The sequence below is a fragment of the Pseudomonas sp. Irchel s3f10 genome (assembly GCF_900187515.1).
In the GTDB taxonomy this organism is placed as follows: Bacteria; Pseudomonadota; Gammaproteobacteria; order Pseudomonadales; family Pseudomonadaceae; genus Aquipseudomonas; species Aquipseudomonas tensinigenes.
This window is the reverse complement of the sequence record NZ_FYDZ01000010.1, coordinates 68,446-89,568: the sequence shown is the minus strand read 5'-3', so window position 1 is coordinate 89,568 and position 21,123 is coordinate 68,446. Positions and strand designations below refer to the sequence as shown.

The window sequence follows — 21,123 nt, the reverse complement described above, 5'->3', positions numbered from 1 at the left end:
CGTTTTGTTGTTGGAATTACAAGATTATTCGCATAAAAATAGAAAACAAGCCTTTTTAGTGGCAATATTTTGTTTTATCTACAACGAGTGACCTGAATCAACTGGTCCGAATGGTCAAAAAAGCCGTCTGTCATTCCAACAACAACGGCGTTTGATCAGCATAGACAATCAGGTCGCCACATCCGTTAGCCTGGAGTTCTACACATGCATCCCCGCGTTCTTGAGGTCACCGAACGGCTTATCGCCCGCAGCCGCGCCACGCGTCAGGCTTACCTTGCACTGATTCGCGGCGCCGCCACTGACGGGCCGATGCGCGGCAAGCTGCAATGCGCCAACTTCGCCCACGGCGTGGCCGGTTGCGGCAGCGAAGACAAGCACAGCCTGCGGATGATGAACTCGGCGAACATCGCCATTGTTTCTTCGTATAACGACATGCTCTCGGCGCATCAGCCGTATGAAGTGTTCCCGGAACAGATCAAGAACGCCCTGCGCGAAATCGGCTCGGTCGGCCAGTTCGCTGGCGGCACTCCGGCGATGTGCGACGGTGTCACCCAAGGCGAGCCGGGCATGGAACTGAGCCTGCCGAGCCGCGAAGTGATCGCCATGTCCACCGCTGTGGCGCTGTCGCACAACATGTTCGATGGTGCGCTGATGCTCGGCATCTGCGACAAGATCGTCCCGGGCCTGATGATGGGCTCGCTGCGCTTCGGTCACCTGCCGACGATTTTCGTCCCGGGCGGGCCTATGGTTTCGGGGATTTCCAACAAGGAAAAAGCCGACGTGCGCCAGAAGTACGCCGAAGGCAAAGCCACCCGCGAAGAGCTGCTGGAATCGGAGATGAAGTCCTACCACAGCCCGGGCACCTGCACCTTCTACGGCACCGCCAACACCAACCAGTTGCTGATGGAAGTCATGGGCCTGCACTTGCCGGGCGCCTCGTTCGTCAACCCGAACACGCCGCTGCGTGATGCGCTGACCCGCGAAGCCGCGCACCAAGTGACGCGCCTGACCAAGCAGAATGGCAACTTCATGCCGATCGGCGAAATCGTCGACGAGAAGTCGCTGGTCAACTCCATTGTGGCGCTACACGCCACCGGCGGTTCGACCAACCACACCCTGCACATGCCGGCCATCGCCATGGCGGCGGGCATTCAACTGACCTGGCAAGACATGGCCGACCTCTCCGAAGTCGTGCCGACCCTGAGCCACGTCTACCCGAACGGCAAAGCCGACATCAACCACTTCCAGGCAGCGGGCGGTATGTCGTTCCTGATCCGCGAACTGCTTGGCGCCGGTCTGCTGCACGAAGACGTCAACACCGTGCTTGGCCACGGCTTGAGCAAATACACCAAAGAGCCGTTCCTTGATAACGGTGAACTGGTCTGGCGTGAAGGTCCGGTCGACAGCCTCGACGAAAACATCCTGCGTCCAGTCGCCCGTGCGTTCTCGGCAGAGGGTGGTTTGCGGGTGATGGAAGGCAACCTCGGTCGCGGTGTGATGAAGGTGTCCGCTGTCGCCCTGGAGAACCAGATCGTCGAAGCGCCAGCGATGGTGTTCCAGGATCAACAAGACCTGGCCGACGCGTTCAAGGCCGGTCTGCTGGAAAAAGATTTCGTTGCCGTGATGCGCTTCCAGGGCCCGCGCTCCAACGGCATGCCCGAGCTGCACAAGATGACGCCGTTCCTCGGCGTGCTGCAGGATCGCGGCTTCAAAGTCGCCCTGGTGACTGACGGGCGGATGTCCGGCGCTTCGGGGAAAATCCCCGCAGCGATTCACGTCAGCCCGGAAGCTTATGTCGGTGGCGCTTTGGCGCGCGTGCAAGAGGGCGATATCATCCGCGTCGATGGCGTCAAAGGCACCTTGGAACTCAAGGTCGACGCCGCAGAATTTGCAGCGCGCGAACCCGCCAAAGGCCTGTTGGGCAACAACATTGGCAGCGGGCGCGAACTGTTTGGCTTTATGCGTTTGGCCTTCAGCTCGGCGGAGCAGGGCGCCAGCGCCTTCACTTCTGCCCTGGAGACGCTTAATTGAAACTGGCTTTGGTCGGTGACATCGGAGGCACCAACGCGCGGTTTGCGTTGTGGAAAAACCAGCAACTGCAATCGGTTCAGGTGCTGGCCACGGCCGACCACGCCAGCCCGGAAGAGGCGATCAGCCTCTATCTGAGCGGGCTCGGTCTGGCGCCGGGTTCGATCGGTTCGGTGTGCCTGTCGGTGGCAGGTCCGGTCAGTGGTGATCAGTTCAAGTTCACCAACAATCACTGGCGCCTGAGTCGCAGCGCGTTCTGCAAAACCTTGCAGGTCGAGCAGTTGTTGCTGGTCAACGACTTCTCGGCGATGGCGCTGGGCATGACCCGTTTGCAGCCGGGCGAATTCCGCGTGGTCTGCGAAGGCACGCCTGAGCCGTTGCGTCCGGCGGTGGTGATCGGCCCGGGCACTGGCCTTGGCGTCGGCACCTTGCTCGACCTCGGTGCAGGCCGTTTCGCGGCGTTGCCGGGCGAGGGCGGTCACGTCGATCTGCCGCTGAGCAGCCCGCGTGAAACCCAGTTGTGGCAGCACATCCACAACGAAATCGGCCATGTCAGCGCCGAAACCGCGTTGAGCGGTGGTGGCTTGCCACGGGTTTACCGGGCGATCTGCGCGGTCGATGGGCATGAGCCCAAACTCGACACGCCGGAAGCGATCACCGCAGCTGGTTTGGCCGGTGACCCGATTGCCCTGGAGGTGCTCGAGCAGTTCTGCTGCTGGCTCGGACGTGTCGCTGGCAACAACGTGCTGACCACGGGCGGACGGGGTGGGGTTTACATCGTCGGCGGTGTGATTCCGCGATTTGCCGATTTCTTCCTCGAAAGCGGTTTCGCCCGCAGCTTTGCTGACAAGGGGTGCATGAGCGATTACTTCAAAGGCATTCCGGTGTGGCTGGTGACAGCGCCGTATTCCGGCCTTGTCGGCGCTGGCGTAGCCCTGGATCAATCAATCCCAACCTGAAATGCAATCAAACTGTAGGAGTGAGCCTGCTCGCGATAGCGGTACGTCAGTCAACGAATGTGTTGAATGTAAGACCGCTATCGCGAGCAGGCTCACTCCTACAGTTGTTTTGTAGTGTTTGTAAAATCAGTGCTTAAGGCATAATCCGCCCCAATTCCAACAACAAGGATGCCTTCGAAGTGAGCTCAGTCAACAAGTCGATATTGTTGGTCGATGACGACCAGGAAATACGCGAGTTGCTGGAAACCTACCTGACCCGCGCCGGGTTTCAGGTACGGGCCACCGCCGACGGTGCCAGTTTCCGCCAGGCCCTCAACGAGGCGCCGAGCGATCTGGTGATCCTCGATGTCATGCTGCCCGACGAAGACGGCTTCAGCCTGTGCCGTTGGGTGCGTCAGCATCCGCGTCAGGCGCAGGTGCCGATCATCATGCTCACCGCCAGTTCCGACGAAGCCGACCGCGTGATCGGTCTCGAACTCGGCGCCGACGACTACCTCGGCAAACCCTTCAGCCCGCGCGAACTGCAAGCGCGCATCAAAGCCCTGCTGCGGCGTGCGCAATTCGGTCAGGAGCGCAGCGGCAGTGACGTGCTGGCCTTCGACGAGTGGCGGCTGGACATGGTCAGCCATCGGCTGTTTCACACCGACGGCGAGGAAGTGATTCTCTCCGGCGCCGACTTCGCTCTGCTGAAACTGTTTCTCGATCACCCGCAGGAAATCCTCGACCGCGACACCATCGGCAACGCCACCCGGGGCCGCGACCTGATGCCGCTCGATCGCATTGTCGACATGGCCGTCAGCCGTTTGCGCCAGCGTCTGCGCGACACCGAGAAACCGCCACGACTGATCCGTACCGTACGCGGCAGCGGCTACCAATTGGCAGCCAACGTGGTTGCCGGCAATGGTCACTGATTCGCTGCGTAAACTCGCCGCCAAGGTGCCGGTGCCGCGCTCGTTGCTCGGGCGAATGTTGCTGCTGACTTTGCTGGCGGTGCTGTTCGCGCAAACATTGTCGAGCGTGATCTGGGTCTCGCAGCTGCGCGCCACCCAGCTCGAAGGTCTGGTCACCAGCGCCCGCAGCCTCGCCCATTCAATGACCGCCAGCGTCAGTTACTTCCGCTCTCTGCCGGTGGCTTATCGACCGCTGGTGCTCGACCAATTGCGCAGCATGGGCGGTACCCGATTCGTCGTGACGCTCAACGACAAGCCGCTGGGCATGGACGTACTGCCGGTCACGCCGCGTAAAGCGGCGGTGATGAAAGCGGTCGACGAAGTGCTGCGGCAGACCTTGGGCCATGACACCGATATCTCGGTGACTTTCGTCAGCCCCGAAGACCTGCGGATCTTCAACGCCGGGCTGAAACTCGATGAGCTGCCGCGCTCGTGGGCGCATTACGCGCTGACTCTGGAACCGGTCAATCCACCCGTGCTGGTCACGCAGATTCAGATGGCCCCGGGCGAATGGTTGTACATCGCCTCGCTGCTCCCCGAACCCTACACCAGTCTTGAAGAACAAGGCCTGCCCTCGCAGCAGGTGTGGTTCATCGTTCTCACTAGCGGATTCCTGCTGCTGTTCATCGGTCTGCTGGTGCACTGGCAGAGTCGGCCGCTCAAGCGTCTGGCGCGGGCCGCACGGGATTTGTCGCTGGGCGCCGACGTCGAGCCAGTGGCCGAGGGCGGCGGCAGTGAGGTGGTCGAAGTGGGGCGTGCGTTCAACACCATGCGCGAACGTATCAGTCGCTACCTGACCGAGCGTAGCCAGTTGTTCAGCGCGATCTCCCATGACCTGCGTACGCCAATCACGCGTTTGCGTCTGCGCGTCGAATTGCTTGAAGACGAGAAGCTGCAGGCCAAATTCGGCCGCGATCTGGATGAGTTGGAGTTGTTGGTCAAAGGTGCGCTGCAGTGTGTGAAAGACACCGACATCCACGAGAACATCGAACCGGTGGATCTCAATCACGTGCTTGATTGTCTGGTCGAGCCCTATCTGGCGCCGAACGGCAATGGTCGCGTGACTCAGCATGGCCGGGCGTTGGCGGCGTATCCGGGTAAACCTTTGGCTTTGAAGCGCTGTATTGGCAACCTGATCGACAACGCGTTGAAGTATGGGCAGAACGCGCACTTGCATATCGATGACGATGACAGCGCGTTTGTCTTGCACGTTGATGATGAAGGGCCGGGTGTGCCGGAGCAGCGCCTGGAGCAGGTGTTTGAGCCGCACTTCAGATTGGCGGGGCAGCAGCAGGGGTATGGGCTTGGGTTAGGCATCGCGCGCAATATTGCCCACAGCCATGGTGGGGAAGTGACGTTGCAGAATCTGCGTGAGGGTGGGTTGCGGGTGACCCTGCAATTGCCGCGCTCGGCGGATTAGATCAAAAGAGCCCCTCACCCTAGCCCTCTCCCGGAGGGAGAGGGGACTGACCGAGTTGTCTTGCGTCATACATCGACCTGAAACACCGTGTCGATTATGGATTCGCTGAAAAACTTTCAGGTCGGCGTAACTCTTCAATACCCCGCGGTCGGCCCCCTCTCCCTCGGGGAGAGGGCTGGGGTGAGGGTAGCTCTTTGTCACCGCTCAGTGACAAAACCCGCCCCCTTCGTTACAAGCCCACCCCGGCCCGTTGTTTAGACTGCCCGCAGTCATAACAACAAAAAAGGCCACCCATGGATCTCTTCCAACCCGGCTTCAGCAGTTGGCTGAATGCCCCTGCCCACCAGCAATGGCTCGCCGCCGAAGGCCTGCGTCTGCTGGATTTCGCCAAGGCAGCAAAACTCCCACAAGGCTTCGGCAACCTCGATGAACGCGGCCGTCTGCCAGCGAACGCGCAAGCCGAAACCATGAACACCGCGCGCATGACCCACAGTTTCGCCATGGCCCACATTCAGGGCCTGCCGGGTTTCGCCGAACTGGTCGATCACGGCATCGCCGCCCTGCGCGGGCCATTGCGCGATGCCTTGCACGGTGGCTGGTTTGCCGTCGCCGAACACCGCGACGACAACACCGGCAAGAACGCCTACCTGCATGCGTTTGTCGCACTGGCCGCCAGCTCTGCGGTGGTCGCACAGCGTCCCGGTGCGCAGGCGTTGCTGGACGATGCAATCGACATCATCGACACGTATTTCTGGAGCGAAGAAGAGGGCGCGATGCGCGAATTCTTCAATCGCGACTGGAGCGAAGAAGAAGCCTATCGCGGCGCCAACAGCAACATGCACGCCACCGAAGCGTTCCTCGCACTGGCCGATGTCACGGAAGATCCGCGCTGGCTGGTGCGTGCGCAACGCATCGTCGAGCGGGTGATCCACGGTCACGCCGCCGGCAACGGTTACATGGTGATCGAGCACTTCGACCGCGACTGGCAGCCGTTGCGCGAATACAACCACGATAATCCTGCCGACGGTTTCCGCCCTTATGGCACCACACCGGGCCACGGTTTCGAATGGGCGCGGCTGCTGCTGCACCTCGAAGCGGCGCGGGTGCAGGCCGGCATGCTCACGCCCGGTTGGCTGGCGACCGATGCGCAAAAACTGTTCGAGAACAACTGCCGCAACGGTTGGGACGTCGATGGTTTGCCGGGCATCGTTTACACCCTCGACTGGGACAACAAAGCGGTAGTTCGCCACCGCTTGCATTGGACTCACGCTGAAGCCAGCGCTGCTGCGAGCGCGTTGCTAAAGCGCACCGGCGATGCGCAATACGAAACCTGGTACCGACTGTTCTGGGAATTCTGCGAAGTGAATTTCATCGACCGTTGCGACGGCAGTTGGCACCACGAACTCAACCCGCAAAACATCCCCAGCGCCGATATCTGGCCGGGCAAACCCGATCTGTATCACGCCTGGCAAGCCGTGCTGATTCCGCGTCTACCCTTGTCACCCAGTATGGCGACTGCGCTGGCACAGTTATCCCAGAGCAGTCCTGTGTAACCATGTGGTGACATTCGCGCGTCCCTTCGTTACCTGCGAAGGGAAACGTCCTGTTTAAACTCCTGTGCAGCGCAAGCACTAGACTTGCAATGCATAACAACAAGAAAGGTACATCTCAGATGAATGCGATTTCTCGCCTCGCTACTGTCATTTCTGTCGCCTCCCTGTTCCCGCTCGCAATTCTGCCTCTCAGTGTTTCCGCTGCCGAATCCAAAGGTTCGGTCGAAGTCGTGCACTGGTGGACGTCCGGTGGCGAAAAAGCTGCCGTTGATGTGCTCAAGGCGCAAGTCGAAAAAGACGGTTTCACCTGGAAAGACGGCGCTGTCGCAGGTGGTGGCGGTGCGACTGCCATGACCGTGCTGAAAAGCCGTGCCGTTGCCGGCAACCCGCCAGGCGTTGCCCAGATCAAAGGCCCGGACATCCAGGAATGGGCGTCGACCGGCCTGCTCGACACTGACGTGTTGAAAGACGTCGCCAAGTCGGAAAAGTGGGACAGCCTGCTCGACAAGAAAGTCTCCGATACCGTGAAGTACGACGGTGATTACGTGGCCGTGCCGGTGAATATTCACCGCGTGAACTGGCTGTGGATCAATCCGGAAGTGTTCAAGAAAGCCGGGATCACCAAGAACCCGACCACCCTCGAAGAATTCTATGCCGCTGGCGACAAGCTGAAGGCTGCGGGCTTCATTCCGCTGGCCCACGGCGGTCAGCCATGGCAGGACAGCACCGTGTTCGAAGCCGTGGTGCTCTCGGTCATGGGTGTCGATGGCTACAAGAAAGCCCTGGTTGACCTGGACAACGCCGCGCTGACTGGCCCGGAAATGGTCAAGGCGCTGACCGAGCTGAAGAAAGTCGCGACCTACATGGACGCCGACGGCAAAGGTCAGGACTGGAACCTCGAAGCGGCCAAGGTCATCAACGGCAAGGCCGGCATGCAGATCATGGGTGACTGGGCCAAGTCCGAATGGACTGCAGCCAAGAAAGTCGCTGGCAAGGACTACGAGTGCGTAGCCTTCCCGGGCACCGACAAAGCGTTCACCTACAACATCGACTCGCTGGCCGTGTTCAAGCAGAAGGACGCAGGTACTGCGGCTGGTCAGCAGGACATCGCCAAAGTCGTGCTGGGTGAAAACTTCCAGAAAGTCTTCAGCATCAACAAAGGCTCGATCCCGGTGCGCAACGACATGTTGAACAACATGGAGAAACTCGGTTTCGACTCCTGCGCCCAGACTGCTGCCAAGGACTTCCTGGCGGACGCCAAATCCGGCGGCCTGCAGCCAAGCATGGCGCACAACATGGCGACCACGCTGGCGGTGCAAGGCGCGTTCTTTGATGTCGTGACCAACTACATCAACGACCCGAAAGCCGACCCGGCCGACACCGCCAAGAAACTTGGCGCAGCGATCAAGTCGTCCAAATAAGCCGTAACGGCAAGCTGCGAGCTGCGAGCCGCAAGCTACAAGCTTGAGCTCTAGCGGTCTTGCAGCTTGCAGCTTGCGGCTTGTAGCTGCTCTTCACTTTTTTTGATGGATTTCCCCATGAGTTCTGTTGCTGTGTTCAGCAAGGCCTCGCCGTTCGATGCATTGCAGCGCTGGCTACCCAAACTGGTGCTGGCGCCGAGCATGTTCATCGTGCTGGTGGGCTTCTATGGCTACATCCTGTGGACGTTCGTGCTGTCGTTCACCACCTCGACGTTCCTGCCCAACTACAAGTGGGCCGGTCTGGCGCAATACGCGCGGTTGTTCGACAACGATCGCTGGTGGGTCGCGAGCAAAAACCTCGCGGTGTTCGGCGGTATGTTCATCGGCATTACGCTGGTGATCGGCGTGTTGCTGGCGGTGTTCCTCGACCAGCGCATCCGTCGCGAAGGCTTTATCCGCACCATTTACCTGTACCCGATGGCGCTCTCGATGATCGTCACCGGTACTGCGTGGAAGTGGCTGCTCAACCCGGGCATGGGCCTGGACAAATTGTTGCGTGACTGGGGTTGGGAAGGCTTCCGTCTCGACTGGCTGATCGACCCTGATCGCGTGGTCTACTGCCTGGTGATCGCTGCTGTGTGGCAAGCCTCGGGCTTCATCATGGCGATGTTCCTCGCCGGCCTGCGTGGCGTCGATCAATCGATCATCCGTGCCGCGCAGATCGATGGCGCGAGCATGCCGACGATCTACTGGAAAGTGGTGCTGCCAAGCCTGCGTCCGGTGTTCTTCAGTGCGGTGATGATTCTGGCGCACATCGCGATCAAGAGCTTCGACCTGGTCGCGGCGATGACTGCCGGTGGCCCGGGTTATTCCTCCGACCTGCCGGCGATGTTCATGTATTCCTTCACCTTCAGTCGCGGCCAGATGGGCATGGGCTCGGCCAGTGCGATTCTGATGCTCGGTGCGATCCTCGCGATCATCGTGCCTTACCTGTATTCCGAGCTGAGGACCAAGCGCAATGACTAGTCTCGCTGCCAAACCCGCTATCAGCCTGAGTCGCATCGCGATCTACGCGGTGCTGATCCTCGCCGTACTGCTTTATCTGGTACCGCTGGTGGTCATGTTGCTGACCAGCTTCAAGACCCCGGAAGACATCAGCACCGGCAACCTGCTGAGCTGGCCGACCGTGGTCAGCGGCATCGGCTGGGTCAAGGCCTGGGCCACGGTTGACGGTTACTTCTGGAACTCGATCAAGATCACCGTTCCGGCGGTAATCATCTCCACCGCCATCGGTGCGTTGAACGGTTACGTGCTGTCGTTCTGGCGCTTCCGTGGTTCGCAGTTGTTCTTCGGTCTGCTGTTGTTCGGCTGCTTCCTGCCGTTCCAGACCGTGCTGCTGCCGGCCTCGTTCACCCTCGGCAAGATGGGCCTGGCCAGCACCACCACCGGTCTGGTGTTTATCCACGTGGTTTACGGTCTGGCGTTCACCACGCTGTTTTTCCGTAACTACTACGTGAGCATTCCGGATGCGCTGGTCAAAGCTGCTCGTCTGGATGGCGCGGGTTTCTTCACGATTTTTCGGCGGATCATTCTGCCGATGTCGACGCCGATCATCATGGTCTGCCTGATCTGGCAGTTCACCCAAATCTGGAACGACTTCCTGTTCGGTGTGGTGTTCTCCAGCGGTGATTCGCAACCGATCACGGTGGCGCTGAACAACCTGGTCAACACCAGCACCGGCGCCAAGGAATACAACGTTGATATGGCAGCGGCGATGATCGCCGGCCTGCCGACCCTGCTGGTCTATGTGGTCGCAGGCAAGTATTTCGTGCGCGGGCTGACGGCCGGCGCGGTCAAGGGGTAATCATGGCAACGCTCGAACTTCGCAACGTCAACAAGACCTACGGTGCCGGCCTGCCGGACACCCTGAAGAACATCGAACTGTCGATCAAGGACGGTGAGTTCCTGATCCTCGTGGGCCCGTCGGGCTGCGGCAAGTCGACCCTGATGAACTGCATCGCCGGCCTGGAAACCATCACCGGCGGCGCGATCATGATCGGTGATCAGGACGTCAGCGGCATGAGCCCGAAGGATCGCGACATCGCCATGGTGTTCCAGTCCTACGCGCTGTACCCGACCATGAGCGTGCGCGAGAACATTGAGTTCGGCCTGAAGATCCGCAAGATGCCGCAGTCGGCGATCGACGAAGAAGTCGCGCGTGTGGCCAAGCTGTTGCAGATCGAACACCTGCTCAATCGCAAGCCGGGTCAGCTCTCCGGCGGTCAGCAACAGCGTGTGGCGATGGGCCGTGCACTGGCACGTCGACCGAAGATTTATCTGTTCGACGAACCGCTGTCCAACCTCGACGCCAAGCTGCGCGTCGAGATGCGCACCGAAATGAAACTGATGCACCAGCGCCTGAAAACCACCACGGTCTACGTGACCCACGACCAGATCGAAGCGATGACCCTGGGCGACAAGGTTGCGGTGATGAAGGACGGCATCATCCAGCAGTTCGGCACGCCAAAAGAGATCTACAACGACCCGGCCAACCTGTTCGTGGCGAGCTTCATCGGTTCGCCGCCGATGAACTTCATTCCGCTGCGTCTGCAACGCAAGGACGGTCGTCTGCTGGCGCTGCTCGACAGCGGCCAGGCGCGTTGCGAACTGCCGATGAGCATGCAGGACGCTGGTCTGGAAGATCGCGAAGTGATCCTCGGCCTGCGCCCGGAACAAATCGTTTTGGCGAACGGCGAGGGCAATGGCCTGCCGAGCATTCGTGCCGAAGTGCAGGTGACCGAGCCGACCGGTCCGGACACCCTGGTGTTCGTCAATTTGAACGACACCAAAGTCTGCTGCCGTCTGGCGCCGGACGTGGCACCGCAGGTGGGCGAGAACCTGACGCTGCAATTCGATCCGTCGAAAGTGTTGTTGTTCGATGCCAACACCGGCGAGCGCCTCGGCACTGCCGGCCAACCACAGACCGATGCGCGGTCTGCGAACGTGGCGCAATTCAAAGGCCGCTGAATAACAGTGTAGGAGTGAGCCTGCTCGCGATGACGGTGTATCAGTCGACAGAGATGTTGAATGTAAAACCGCTATCGCGAGCAGGCGAAGGCCTACAAGGAGCACGCGGTGGATTGCCTGTAATCCATCGCAATTTATGTAAACCGCGTTAGATAAAAACAGTTAATAACAATAAAGACGAGGATGTAGGGATGAAAAAGAAACACGTCAATGCCCGGTTGATCTGCCAGGTTTCAGCTGCGGCGGCATTGGTGCTGGCCGGTAACGCCATGGCGGCGGATGCCTTCAGCTCCGACTCGAAATGGATGACCGGTGACTGGGGTGGCGAGCGTACCAAGCTGATCGAGCAGGGTATCGACATCAAGGCCGACTACGTTGGGGAAGTCGGTGGCAACCTGAACGGTGGCTACAACGACGACAAGACCGCGCGTTACGCTGACCAGTTCGGTCTGGGCGTGGCACTCGATCTGCAAAAGCTGTGGGGCTGGGATAACACCCAGGCGAAGATCCAGCTGACCAACCGTAACGGCTACAACATCTCCAACGACCGCGTTGGCGATCCGCGTGCCGGCACCCTCAGCTCCTCGCAAGAAGTTTACGGTCGTGGCCACATGGTGCGTCTGACCCAGTTGTGGATTCAGCACCAGTTCCTCGACAACAAACTCGACGTCAAGGCCGGTTACTTCGGTGAAGGCGAAGACTTCAACACCTTCCCGTGCGACTTCCAGAACCTCGCGTTCTGCGGCTCCCAAGTGGGTAACTGGGCGACCAACATCTGGTACAACTGGCCCGTCAGCCAGGCCGCGATCCGCGTGAAGTACAACATCAACGACGAGCTCTACGCGCAGATCGGCGCATACAACCAGAACCCGTCGCAGTTGGAACACGGCAACGGCTTCAAGCTGAGCGGCAGCGGCACCAAAGGTACTGTGTTGCCGGTTGAATTGGTCTGGTCGCCGAAGGTCAACAGCCTGCCGGGCGAATACCGCGTCGGTTACTACAAGAGCACGGCGGATGCCGACGACGTTCGCGAAGACGTCAACGGTTTCGACGCGGCTACCACTGGCGACGCGTACAAAACCCACAGCAGCAAAAGCGGCTACTGGTTCGTGGCGCAACAGCAACTCACCAGCCACAACGGTGATGCCTCGCGCGGTCTGAACATCGCGGCCAACGCCACGTTCCACGACAAAGACACCAACTTCATCGACAACTATCAGTCGGTGATGTTTGTCTACAAAGGCCCATTCGACGCGCGTCCAAAGGATGACGTCGGTATCGGTGCGGCGCGTATCCACGTCAACGACGACGTGAAGAAAAACGCCGAACTGCTGAACGCTTCCAACGGTGTTTCGGACTACGACAATCCGGTGTTCTCGCCAATTCGTGAAACCGAATACAACTACGAGATCAACTACGGCTTCCACGTCACCAACTGGCTGACCGTACGTCCTAACCTGCAGTACATCACTCACCCGGGTGGTGTGGATGAAGTCGATAACGCTTTGGTCGCCGGCCTGAAAATTCAGTCTACGTTCTGACGCGTCTGCGATAAGCTCCTCTCTATGTGCGCATATTTGCGGACAGCCAAGGCTGTCCGCTTTTTTTTGAGGGGCGGCGCACCCCTGTGAAAGACGAGTTCAGGATCGTGGCAAATGCATGAGCATCCGCTACAACGCTTCTTCAAATCCCTGCGTGAACAACCGGTGTTCGCCTGGGAGCGCTATCAGATGCGCGACGTGTTGGTGATCGATCATCCGCTGTGTCAGGCGGTGTTCAGTCGTCAGGGCGCGCAGTTGCTGCACTTTCAGCCGCGCGGGCAAAAGCCGTGGTTGTGGTGTGCGGCGAAGTGGCCGCACGTGGGTGCCATTCGCGGTGGCGTGCCGGTTTGCTGGCCGTGGTATGGCCGTCATCCGAGCGAAAACGCCTGGCCATCGCATGGTTGGGCGCGCTTGCTCGACTGGAAGTTGCTCGACAGCAGCAGCGCCGAAGATGGCGTGCGCCTGCACTGGCAATTGCAGCTGTGCGACTGGCAGGTTGACCTGCACGCACATCTGGGTGAACGCATGGAATTACGCCTGAGCACCGAGCATCAGGACGACATGCCGTGCCAGTTGAGCCAGGCTTTGCATGCTTACTGGCGTATTGGCGATGTCGGTGAGATAGCGCTGTCTGGGCTCGAAGGGGCGCAGGGTTATGACCAGTTGAATCGCCAGGTTTGCCAGCAGGAAGGCGAGTTGCGGGTGGATGGCGGCTGTCAGCGAGTGTTCCAGCATGACGGTGAATTGCAGTTGAAAGATCACGCTTGGCAGCGCGAGTTGTGCATCGATACCGGCGACAGTGCCGACACGGTGGTCTGGCATCCTGGAGCGCGGCCGTTGTTGGGCGTGACGTGGGATGAGATTTCCGAGTTTGTCTGTGTTGAAGCGGCGGCGGGGGGGACGGACAGTCTGCATCTGGCGCCGGGGGAGAAGGCGCATTTGAGCTTGCAGGCGTGGGCGGCGGCTTGAGTGTGTCAAGTACACCGCTACCCTCACCCTAGCCCTCTCCCGGAGGGAGAGGGGACCGATCGGGGGATGCTGAAGAATTACGCCGACGTGAAAGTGCAGTGCTGAATCCATAATCGACTCGATCATCCAGGTCGATGTATAGCGCAAGACACCTCGGTCGGCCCCCTCTCCCTCCGGGAGAGGGCTGGGGTGAGGGTGTGCTTTTGATCTTTAGTTGAATTCATCCCCAACCGGATACCGGCTCGCATTCAAGCTCTCTTTGATCTTGCGCAAATGCGGCTGGAAATCCACGCCACGACGCAACGTCATTCCCGTCGCCAACACATCCAGCACCGTCAACTGAATGATCCGCGAAGTCATCGGCATATAAATGTCGGTGTCTTCCGGCAACGGAATATTCAGGCTCAAGGTACTCGCCTTGGCCAACGGCGAATTCTCCGCCGTCAAACCCAACACCGAAGCGCCGTTCTCGCGAGCAATGCGCGCCACCTCGACCAACTCACGGGTGCGACCGGTGTAGGAAATGATCACGAACAACTCACCGGTGTGCGCCACCGAGGCAATCATCCGCTGCATCAACACATCAGCATGCGCGGTGACGGCCAGGTTGAAACGGAAGAACTTGTGCTGCGCATCCAGCGCCACCGGTGCCGAAGCCCCCAGGCCGAAGAAGTGGATCTGCCGCGCCTGAATCAACAGGTCGACAGCACGGCTGATCAGGTTCGGGTCCAATGCCTGACAAGCACTGTCCAAGGATGCGATGGCGCTGCCAAAAATCTTCTGCGTGTACGCCTCAGGATTATCGTCGGCTTCGACCGCGCGGCTGACATACGCCGCGCCGCTGGCCAGGCTCTGCGCCAGTTGCAGCTTGAGCTCGGGGTAGCCGCTGACACCGAACGACCGGCAGAAACGGTTGACCGTCGGTTCGCTCACCGAGGCTGCCTGGGCGAGGGCGGCGATGCTGAAGCGGGTGGCCTGCTGCGGGTTGAGCAGGATCACCTCGGCGACTTTGCGTTCGGCCTTGTTCAGGTCTTCAAGGCGACTCTGGATCTGTTCCAGTAAATTTCGCACGCGGTCCATATGGAATTCCTAATTCACCTGCGCAAAGGTGCGCCGGGCTATGCAAATTGGGCCTTTGATATGGCCCGTAACGGTGGCCTATCCTACTGATGGCTCCGACTGACCACCACTCGGAATCTGTATTTTGCGAAAATGTTGTGGTTATTACTACATTTTCCCTTGAGTGATGCCTTGAAAAAAGGTATTTGTAGCTTAACTTGATAAAAGAACAAACATCATGCCTTCGATTACGGTTGAACCGTGCACCTTTGCCTTGTTCGGCGCGCTTGGCGATCTGGCCCTGCGCAAGCTGTTTCCTGCCCTTTATCACCTCGATGGCGCCGACCTGCTGCACGAGGACACGCGGATCATCGCGTTGGCCCGTGAAGAAGGTTCCCAACAACAGCACATGGCGTTCATCGCCGCTGAACTGCGCCGCTACGTGGGCAAAGAGCTGGACGAGGCCGTCGCCGAGCGTTTTCTCGCACGCCTGACCTACCTGCACGTCGATTTCCTCAAATCCGAAGATTATGTGGCGCTGGCCGAACTGGCCGGCAGCACGCAACGCATGATTGCCTACTTCGCCACGCCGGCCGCGGTGTACGGCGCGATCTGCGAGAACCTGGCGAAAGTCGGTCTGGCAGAAAACACCCGTGTGGTGCTGGAAAAGCCGATCGGCTCCGACCTCGAATCGTCGCGCAAGGTTAACGACGCCGTGGCGCAGTTCTTCCCGGAGAACCGCACCTACCGCATCGACCATTATCTGGGCAAAGAAACCGTTCAAAACCTGATCGCCCTGCGTTTCGCCAACAGCCTGTTCGAAACCCAGTGGAACCAGAATTACATCTCCCACGTGGAAATCACCGTGGCCGAGAAGGTCGGCATCGAAGGCCGCTGGGGCTATTTCGACAAGGCCGGCCAGCTGCGCGACATGATCCAGAATCACCTGCTGCAACTGCTCTGCCTGATCGCCATGGATCCGCCGGCTGACCTGTCCGCCGACAGCATCCGTGACGAGAAAGTAAAAGTGCTCAAGGCACTGGCGCCAATCAGCCCGGAAGGCCTCACCACTCAGGTGGTACGCGGCCAGTACATCGCCGGCCACAGCGAAGGCAAATCCGTTCCGGGTTACCTCGAAGAACCGAATTCCAACACCCAGAGCGACACTGAAACCTTCGTCGCCCTGCGTGCCGACATCCGCAACTGGCGCTGGGCCGGCGTACCGTTCTACCTGCGCACCGGCAAGCGTATGCCGCAGAAACTGTCGCAGATCGTCATCCACTTCAAGGAACCGTCGCACTACATTTTTGCGCCGGAACAACGCCTGCAGATCAGCAACAAACTGATCATCCGCCTGCAACCGGACGAAGGCATTTCCTTGCGCGTGATGACCAAAGAGCAGGGCCTGGACAAAGGCATGCAACTGCGCAGCGGCCCGCTGCAACTGAATTTCTCCGACACCTGGCGTAGCGCGCGGATCCCCGATGCCTACGAGCGGTTGTTGCTGGAAGTGATGAACGGCAATCAGAACCTGTTTGTCCGTAAAGATGAAATCGAAGCCGCGTGGAAATGGTGTGACCAGCTGATCGCCGGGTGGAAAAAATCCGGTGACGCGCCCAAGCCGTATGCGGCCGGGTCGTGGGGGCCGATGAGCTCCATTGCATTGATCACGCGGGACGGGAGGTCGTGGTATGGCGATATCTGATGTGCAACTGCCTGCGGGCGTGAACGCTCATGAATTCAAGAGCCCGGTGCTGTTGGCCGAAGGTCTGGCGCTGAACGTCGCCAAGCAATTGAGCGAGGCCATTGCGGCACGCGGCAACGCGGTGCTGGTGGTGTCGGGCGGTCGTAGCCCGGTGGCGTTTTTCCAGCACCTGGCCAAGCAGGAGCTGGACTGGTCGAAGGTCGTCGTGACCCTCGCCGACGAACGCTGGGTACCGGTTGAACACGCCGACAGCAATGCCGGCCTGCTCAAGCAGTATCTGCTCAAAGGCCCGGCGGCCAAGGCGCAGTTCCTCAGCCTTTATAGCGCGGCGGCCAACGTCGAGCAGGCTGCTGAACAGGCCGATCGTCTGCTCGCCGAGTTGCCGCCGATTGACGTACTGGTATTGGGCATGGGCGATGACGGGCACACCGCGTCGCTGTTCCCCGACAGCCCGAACCTGACCGAAGCCTTGCAAGCCGATGGCACACGCCGTTGCTGGCCGATGCTGGCGCCGAGCGTGCCGCGTCAGCGCCTGACCATGAGCCGTGCGCTGCTGGCGTCGGCGAAGCACAAGATTCTGTCGATTTCCGGTCAGTCGAAACTGACCACCCTGAATGCCGCACTGGCATCCGACGACGTCGCCGCCATGCCGGTGCGCGCGTTTCTGCAACCTACGTTAGAGATTTACTGGTGCCCATGAGCCAAGGAACAGCCGCTATGACAACCCCATCCCCGACCGTTTCCATGGCGGACAAAGTTGCCCTGATCGACAGCCTCTGCGCCAAGGCGCGGATCCTGCCGGTGATCACCATCGCTCGCGAACAGGACGTGCTGCCATTGGCCGACGCCCTGGCTGCCGGTGGTCTGACCGCGCTGGAAGTGACCCTGCGTTCGCAGTTCGGCCTCAAGGCCATCCAGATCCTGCGCGACCAGCGTCCGGAACTGATGACCGGTGCCGGTACCGTGCTCGATCGCAACATGCTCGCGGCAGCTGAAGCGGCCGGTTCGCAGTTCATCGTCACCCCGGGCATCACCCGTGATTTGCTGGAAGCCAGCGTCGACAGCCCGATTCCGCTGTTGCCGGGTATCAGCAACGCCTCCGGCATCATGGAGGGCTACGGCCTGGGTTATCGCCGCTTCAAGCTGTTCCCGGCTGAAGTCAGCGGTGGCGTGGCGGCAATCAAAGCCCTCGGCGGCCCGTTCGGCGAAGTGAAATTCTGCCCGACTGGCGGCGTCGGCCCAGCCAACATCAAGAGCTACATGGCGCTGAAAAACGTCATGTGCGTGGGCGGTAGCTGGATGCTTGATCCGGAGTGGATCAAGAACGGCGACTGGGCCCGTATTCAGGAATGCACCGCCGAGGCGTTGGCGCTGCTGGACTGATTGTTACCAGACACTTCGTTGTGTGTTCTACGGCTTTACGGTGCGCTTGGTCGGTGCACCGTTTTTTTTTGCCTGAAAATTGCTGTGTAGAAGCTATGCAGGAGCTGTCGAGTGAAACGAGGCTGCGATCTTTTGACCTTGCTCTTTAGCGCCAACATCAAAAGATCGCAGCCTTCGGCAGCTCCTGCATCGACACCGTTACGACGCGATACATAGTTACCGCACAGCTGCGTTTGCGTGGCGCTAATCTGCTTTCATCTTACGGAAGAGAGAACGCCTCATGGACGACCATCAATCAGCAGACTTGCCCCATCAGCCTCTTCGGCAACGGCAAACGCATATCCCTGGCAGCTTCGATTGGCGCAAAACCGAAGGCAAGGTGCGCAACATCAGTGGCGGCATCGAAGGCCTGCCACTGGTATTGCGTCTGGCCCTGGTCGACGCCATGACCGGTGAGCCAGTGGTTGGCGCCCATGTCCGGATCGAACAGAACATTGGCGCCGACAGCCTGTGCGGCGCCCAGTCGACCGACAGCCAAGGCATCGTGCGGTTTACCAGTATTTATCCGGATCAGCACTCTGGCGGGGCTTCGTGCATCGCCATGACCGTGTGCATCGCCAGTGATGATCAACACCCGCAGTCACATCAGGAGGCCTGGGCAGGACGGCTGCATCTTCCGGATGTCTGTAGCTGTGAAACCGCGGAGGATGATGCTTCGCGACTGGTGTTGCGACCGATTGGCGGGGAAGGTCTTGAGGACGGCTACTTCGGCAGCCTGACGATCGGCGTCGACACCTTTGCGGTGTCGTCGCAGATCGGCCTTGCTGGCTACGAGAAGTCCACAGGCGCGGTGTTTTAGCGCAGCTCGTTCAGCGCGCGGACCAGCAACTGCATGTCGCCAGCGGTGGTGGTCAGCCCCGGCGTAATGCGGATGCTCGGCCCGCTGGCTGCGCCGTTGCGCACCACGGTGAACAGGTTGTAGTCGTTGAGCAGACGCTCAGCCATCGCCTGTTGGTTGTCGTGGCGGGTGAAGCGCAGCGATGTGATGCCGCAATAAAGTCGTGGATCGTCTGGCGTCATCACTTCGATGCCCGGCAAATGCCGCACCGCGCTGACCCACAGATTGCGCAGATAATTGACGCGAGCGCCTTTGGCCGCTGCGCCGCCGAGGGAGCGATGCTCTTCGAACACCAGCGGCAAGGTCATCAGTGCTGGAATGTTGGGCGTGCTGTACGAAGTGCGCGCACGGATATCATTGGCCGGGTAATGCATTTCATCCATGTCCGGATCGATATCGGTCAAGCGTTGCGGCGCGATGTAGAGGAAGCCGAGTGTGAGCGGTGCGCCGATCCATTTGTGCAGGTTGTAACCCGCGAAAGAGATGCCCAGAGCTTCAAGATCGAACTCGATCTGGCCGAGCGCGTGGGCGCCGTCGAGGATGACATCGACGCATTGCTCTTTGGCGAGCGCGGCGATGGCTTGTACCGGCATGACCAGGCCGGTGCGGTGAGTGACGTGAGTCAGGGCCATCAGCTTGATCTTCGGGTGGCCGCTGAACGCTTCGCGGTAAGTCTCCAGCAGACTGTCGTAACTCGCTGGGTGCGCGTGGGCAATCTCGATCACCTCGGCACCACGATGTCTGGCCAGCCAGCGCATGGCGCCTTTGACCGTGTCGTATTCCAGATCACTGATCAGCACCTGATCGCCCGGTTGCAAGCGGTTGTAGTTGCGGATCAGCGATTGCAGGCCTTCGGTGGCGTTGCGGGTGAACGCGACGCTCTGTGCACGCACGCCAATCAGCTCGGCCAGTTGCGCGCGGATATCGAGGTTATCGTGCTGCTCGAAACGCTGGCGCACGTACACCGAATTGCTGGTGTTGATCAGCTCGATATTGCGCTGGTATTCCTCGATTACTGTGCGCGACATGCGCCCGAAGTAACCGTTTTCCAGGTTTACGGGGCCGGGTTGAACGTCGTAACGGTCAGCGAACGTTTGCCAAAAAGCTTCGTCACGGGCGCGGCGGGTGTTATCGGGCATGGTCGGCTGACTCTAGAGAGGAGGGCGCTTCAATGGCGCGGGGCAGGTTTGCCGTGTTTGGCGCGCAGCGGTTCGAGCAAGTCCGAGAGGCCGTTATGGTCGATCTCCTGCATCAGTGCGAGCAGGCCACCGAGTTCGCCGTGCGGGAAACCTTCACGGGCAAACCAGTTCAGGTACGGCCCCGGCAGGTCGGCAATGATCCGGCCCTTGTACTTGCCGAAGGGCATTTCGCGGGTGATCAACAGTTCGAGTTTTTCGGGATTCATCAGTGAGATCGTCTGGCTTCAAATCAGCTTGGAAAATACAGGCATTCTGCATGCAGGCCAAATGACAGATCATGCAAATAACCGTGATACAGATAGTTCACTTATCTTTAAGTTGTTGATAGATAACGAAATTTAATAAATAAAAAAGCTGGCACGCACACTGCAATATCCCTTGCATCTTCAACCAATCGCAAGGAATTGAAAAATGACCGACATGAATAAAGAAGCCATCTCTGTACTCAATGACCTGATTGAAACCAGCAAGGACGGTCAGGAAGGGTTCAAGACTTGCGCCGAAGACATCAAGCACCCAGAACTGAAAACCCTGTTCGTGACTCGCTCCGCTGATTGCGCTACCGCTGCAGCAGAACTGCAAGCCGAAGTTCGCAAGCTGGGCGGCGATCCGGAAACCTCCACCAGCGTCAGCGGTGACCTGCACCGTCGCTGGGTCGACGTCAAAGCCATGTTCACCGGCAAAGACGAAGAGGCTGTGCTGAATGAAGCCGAGCGCGGTGAAGACCATGCGCTGAAGGCTTACAAAGAAGCCCTCGAGAAAATCAGCAAGCACAATCTGGTCGGTATTCGTGACCTGGTTGAGCGCCAATATCACGGCGTGCAACGCAACCACGATCAGGTGAAAGCCCTGCGTAACCAGGCTCGCGCTCGTTCGTAAGCGTTTGCCGGTTATAAAAAACGCCAGCTAGTCTGGCGTTTTTTTGTGTCTGGGGGAAAGCCAAAGCAAGAGCCCCTCACCCTAGCCCTCTCCCGGAGGGAGAGGGGACTGACCGAGGTGGATGTTGGAGAT

At 59.6% G+C, this 21,123-nt stretch carries 19 protein-coding genes; 16 read left to right on the top strand and 3 right to left on the bottom strand.

Features of this window, described 5'->3' with window-relative positions; all coding sequences use genetic code 11:
* The first annotated feature begins 204 nt into the window (after positions 1 to 204).
* The 11 genes from edd (at position 205) to CKW17_RS20490 (ending at position 13,868) form a co-directional block, all read left to right on the top strand.
* The gene (gene edd, locus CKW17_RS20540) at positions 205 to 2,031 is read left to right on the top strand and encodes a phosphogluconate dehydratase (RefSeq protein WP_007917882.1); all 1,827 of its coding nucleotides are present in this window, start codon (positions 205 to 207) and stop codon (positions 2,029 to 2,031) included.
* Positions 2,028 to 2,987: a glucokinase gene (locus CKW17_RS20535; RefSeq protein WP_095121286.1), complete on the top strand. Its 960-nt coding sequence runs from the start codon at positions 2,028 to 2,030 to the stop codon at positions 2,985 to 2,987. Before edd ends, CKW17_RS20535 begins: the two co-directional genes overlap by 4 nt.
* A 179-nt stretch (positions 2,988 to 3,166) precedes the next feature.
* Complete coding sequence (locus CKW17_RS20530) at positions 3,167 to 3,898, top strand: response regulator (protein WP_003227460.1); 732 nt, start codon at positions 3,167 to 3,169, stop codon at positions 3,896 to 3,898.
* The gene (locus tag CKW17_RS20525) at positions 3,888 to 5,357 is read left to right on the top strand and encodes an ATP-binding protein (protein WP_095121285.1); all 1,470 of its coding nucleotides are present in this window, start codon (positions 3,888 to 3,890) and stop codon (positions 5,355 to 5,357) included. The genes CKW17_RS20530 and CKW17_RS20525 overlap by 11 nt, the downstream gene beginning before the upstream one ends.
* A gap of 293 nt (positions 5,358 to 5,650) precedes the next feature.
* Positions 5,651 to 6,910 (top strand): AGE family epimerase/isomerase, encoded by a 1,260-nt coding sequence (locus CKW17_RS20520; protein ID WP_095121284.1) that lies wholly within the window; start codon positions 5,651 to 5,653, stop codon positions 6,908 to 6,910.
* A 119-nt stretch (positions 6,911 to 7,029) separates the two neighbouring features.
* Positions 7,030 to 8,331 (top strand): ABC transporter substrate-binding protein, encoded by a 1,302-nt coding sequence (locus tag CKW17_RS20515; RefSeq protein ID WP_095121282.1) that lies wholly within the window; start codon positions 7,030 to 7,032, stop codon positions 8,329 to 8,331.
* A gap of 117 nt (positions 8,332 to 8,448) precedes the next feature.
* The gene (locus CKW17_RS20510) at positions 8,449 to 9,357 is read left to right on the top strand and encodes a carbohydrate ABC transporter permease (protein WP_007917874.1); all 909 of its coding nucleotides are present in this window, start codon (positions 8,449 to 8,451) and stop codon (positions 9,355 to 9,357) included.
* Complete coding sequence (locus CKW17_RS20505) at positions 9,350 to 10,195, top strand: carbohydrate ABC transporter permease (protein ID WP_007917872.1); 846 nt, start codon at positions 9,350 to 9,352, stop codon at positions 10,193 to 10,195. The genes CKW17_RS20510 and CKW17_RS20505 overlap by 8 nt, the downstream gene beginning before the upstream one ends.
* A 2-nt stretch (positions 10,196 to 10,197) precedes the next feature.
* Positions 10,198 to 11,358 (top strand): ABC transporter ATP-binding protein, encoded by a 1,161-nt coding sequence (locus CKW17_RS20500; protein ID WP_038369188.1) that lies wholly within the window; start codon positions 10,198 to 10,200, stop codon positions 11,356 to 11,358.
* 191 nt (positions 11,359 to 11,549) lie between these two features.
* The gene (locus CKW17_RS20495; protein ID WP_095121281.1) at positions 11,550 to 12,899 is read left to right on the top strand and encodes a carbohydrate porin; all 1,350 of its coding nucleotides are present in this window, start codon (positions 11,550 to 11,552) and stop codon (positions 12,897 to 12,899) included.
* 114 nt (positions 12,900 to 13,013) lie between these two features.
* On the top strand, positions 13,014 to 13,868 hold the full coding sequence (locus CKW17_RS20490; RefSeq protein WP_007917868.1) for a D-hexose-6-phosphate mutarotase: 855 nt from the start codon (positions 13,014 to 13,016) through the stop codon (positions 13,866 to 13,868).
* Positions 13,869 to 14,078: 210 nt separating this feature from the next.
* Here the strand turns inward: CKW17_RS20490 and CKW17_RS20485 are convergent, their stop codons facing one another.
* A complete protein-coding gene (locus CKW17_RS20485; RefSeq protein WP_171057240.1) occupies positions 14,079 to 14,939 on the bottom strand; it encodes a MurR/RpiR family transcriptional regulator in 861 nt (286 codons plus the stop codon).
* A 226-nt stretch (positions 14,940 to 15,165) separates the two neighbouring features.
* Between CKW17_RS20485 and zwf the strand changes: the two genes are divergently transcribed.
* The 4 genes from zwf to CKW17_RS20465 all read left to right on the top strand — a co-directional run bounded on the left by zwf (position 15,166) and on the right by CKW17_RS20465 (position 18,874).
* Complete coding sequence (zwf, locus tag CKW17_RS20480) at positions 15,166 to 16,632, top strand: glucose-6-phosphate dehydrogenase (RefSeq protein ID WP_077574250.1); 1,467 nt, start codon at positions 15,166 to 15,168, stop codon at positions 16,630 to 16,632.
* A complete protein-coding gene (gene pgl, locus CKW17_RS20475) occupies positions 16,619 to 17,332 on the top strand; it encodes a 6-phosphogluconolactonase (RefSeq protein WP_095121279.1) in 714 nt (237 codons plus the stop codon). The genes zwf and pgl overlap by 14 nt, the downstream gene beginning before the upstream one ends.
* Before the next feature lie 17 nt (positions 17,333 to 17,349).
* Entirely contained in the window at positions 17,350 to 18,015 is a 666-nt protein-coding gene (locus CKW17_RS20470) for a bifunctional 4-hydroxy-2-oxoglutarate aldolase/2-dehydro-3-deoxy-phosphogluconate aldolase (protein WP_008082815.1), read from the top strand.
* Positions 18,016 to 18,295: 280 nt separating this feature from the next.
* Positions 18,296 to 18,874 (top strand): hypothetical protein, encoded by a 579-nt coding sequence (locus CKW17_RS20465; protein WP_095121278.1) that lies wholly within the window; start codon positions 18,296 to 18,298, stop codon positions 18,872 to 18,874.
* On the opposite strand, the gene CKW17_RS20460 is transcribed toward CKW17_RS20465, so the two are convergent.
* On the bottom strand, positions 18,871 to 20,052 hold the full coding sequence (locus CKW17_RS20460) for an aminotransferase class V-fold PLP-dependent enzyme (protein WP_095121276.1): 1,182 nt from the start codon (positions 20,050 to 20,052) through the stop codon (positions 18,871 to 18,873). The genes CKW17_RS20465 and CKW17_RS20460 overlap by 4 nt on opposite strands.
* A gap of 29 nt (positions 20,053 to 20,081) precedes the next feature.
* Complete coding sequence (locus CKW17_RS20455; RefSeq protein WP_003227425.1) at positions 20,082 to 20,318, bottom strand: DUF3820 family protein; 237 nt, start codon at positions 20,316 to 20,318, stop codon at positions 20,082 to 20,084.
* Positions 20,319 to 20,523: 205 nt separating this feature from the next.
* Here CKW17_RS20455 and CKW17_RS20450 point away from each other — a divergent pair, with 205 nt between their 5' ends.
* Entirely contained in the window at positions 20,524 to 20,991 is a 468-nt protein-coding gene (locus CKW17_RS20450) for a PA2169 family four-helix-bundle protein (protein ID WP_016983691.1), read from the top strand.
* The last annotated feature ends 132 nt before the right edge of the window (positions 20,992 to 21,123 follow it).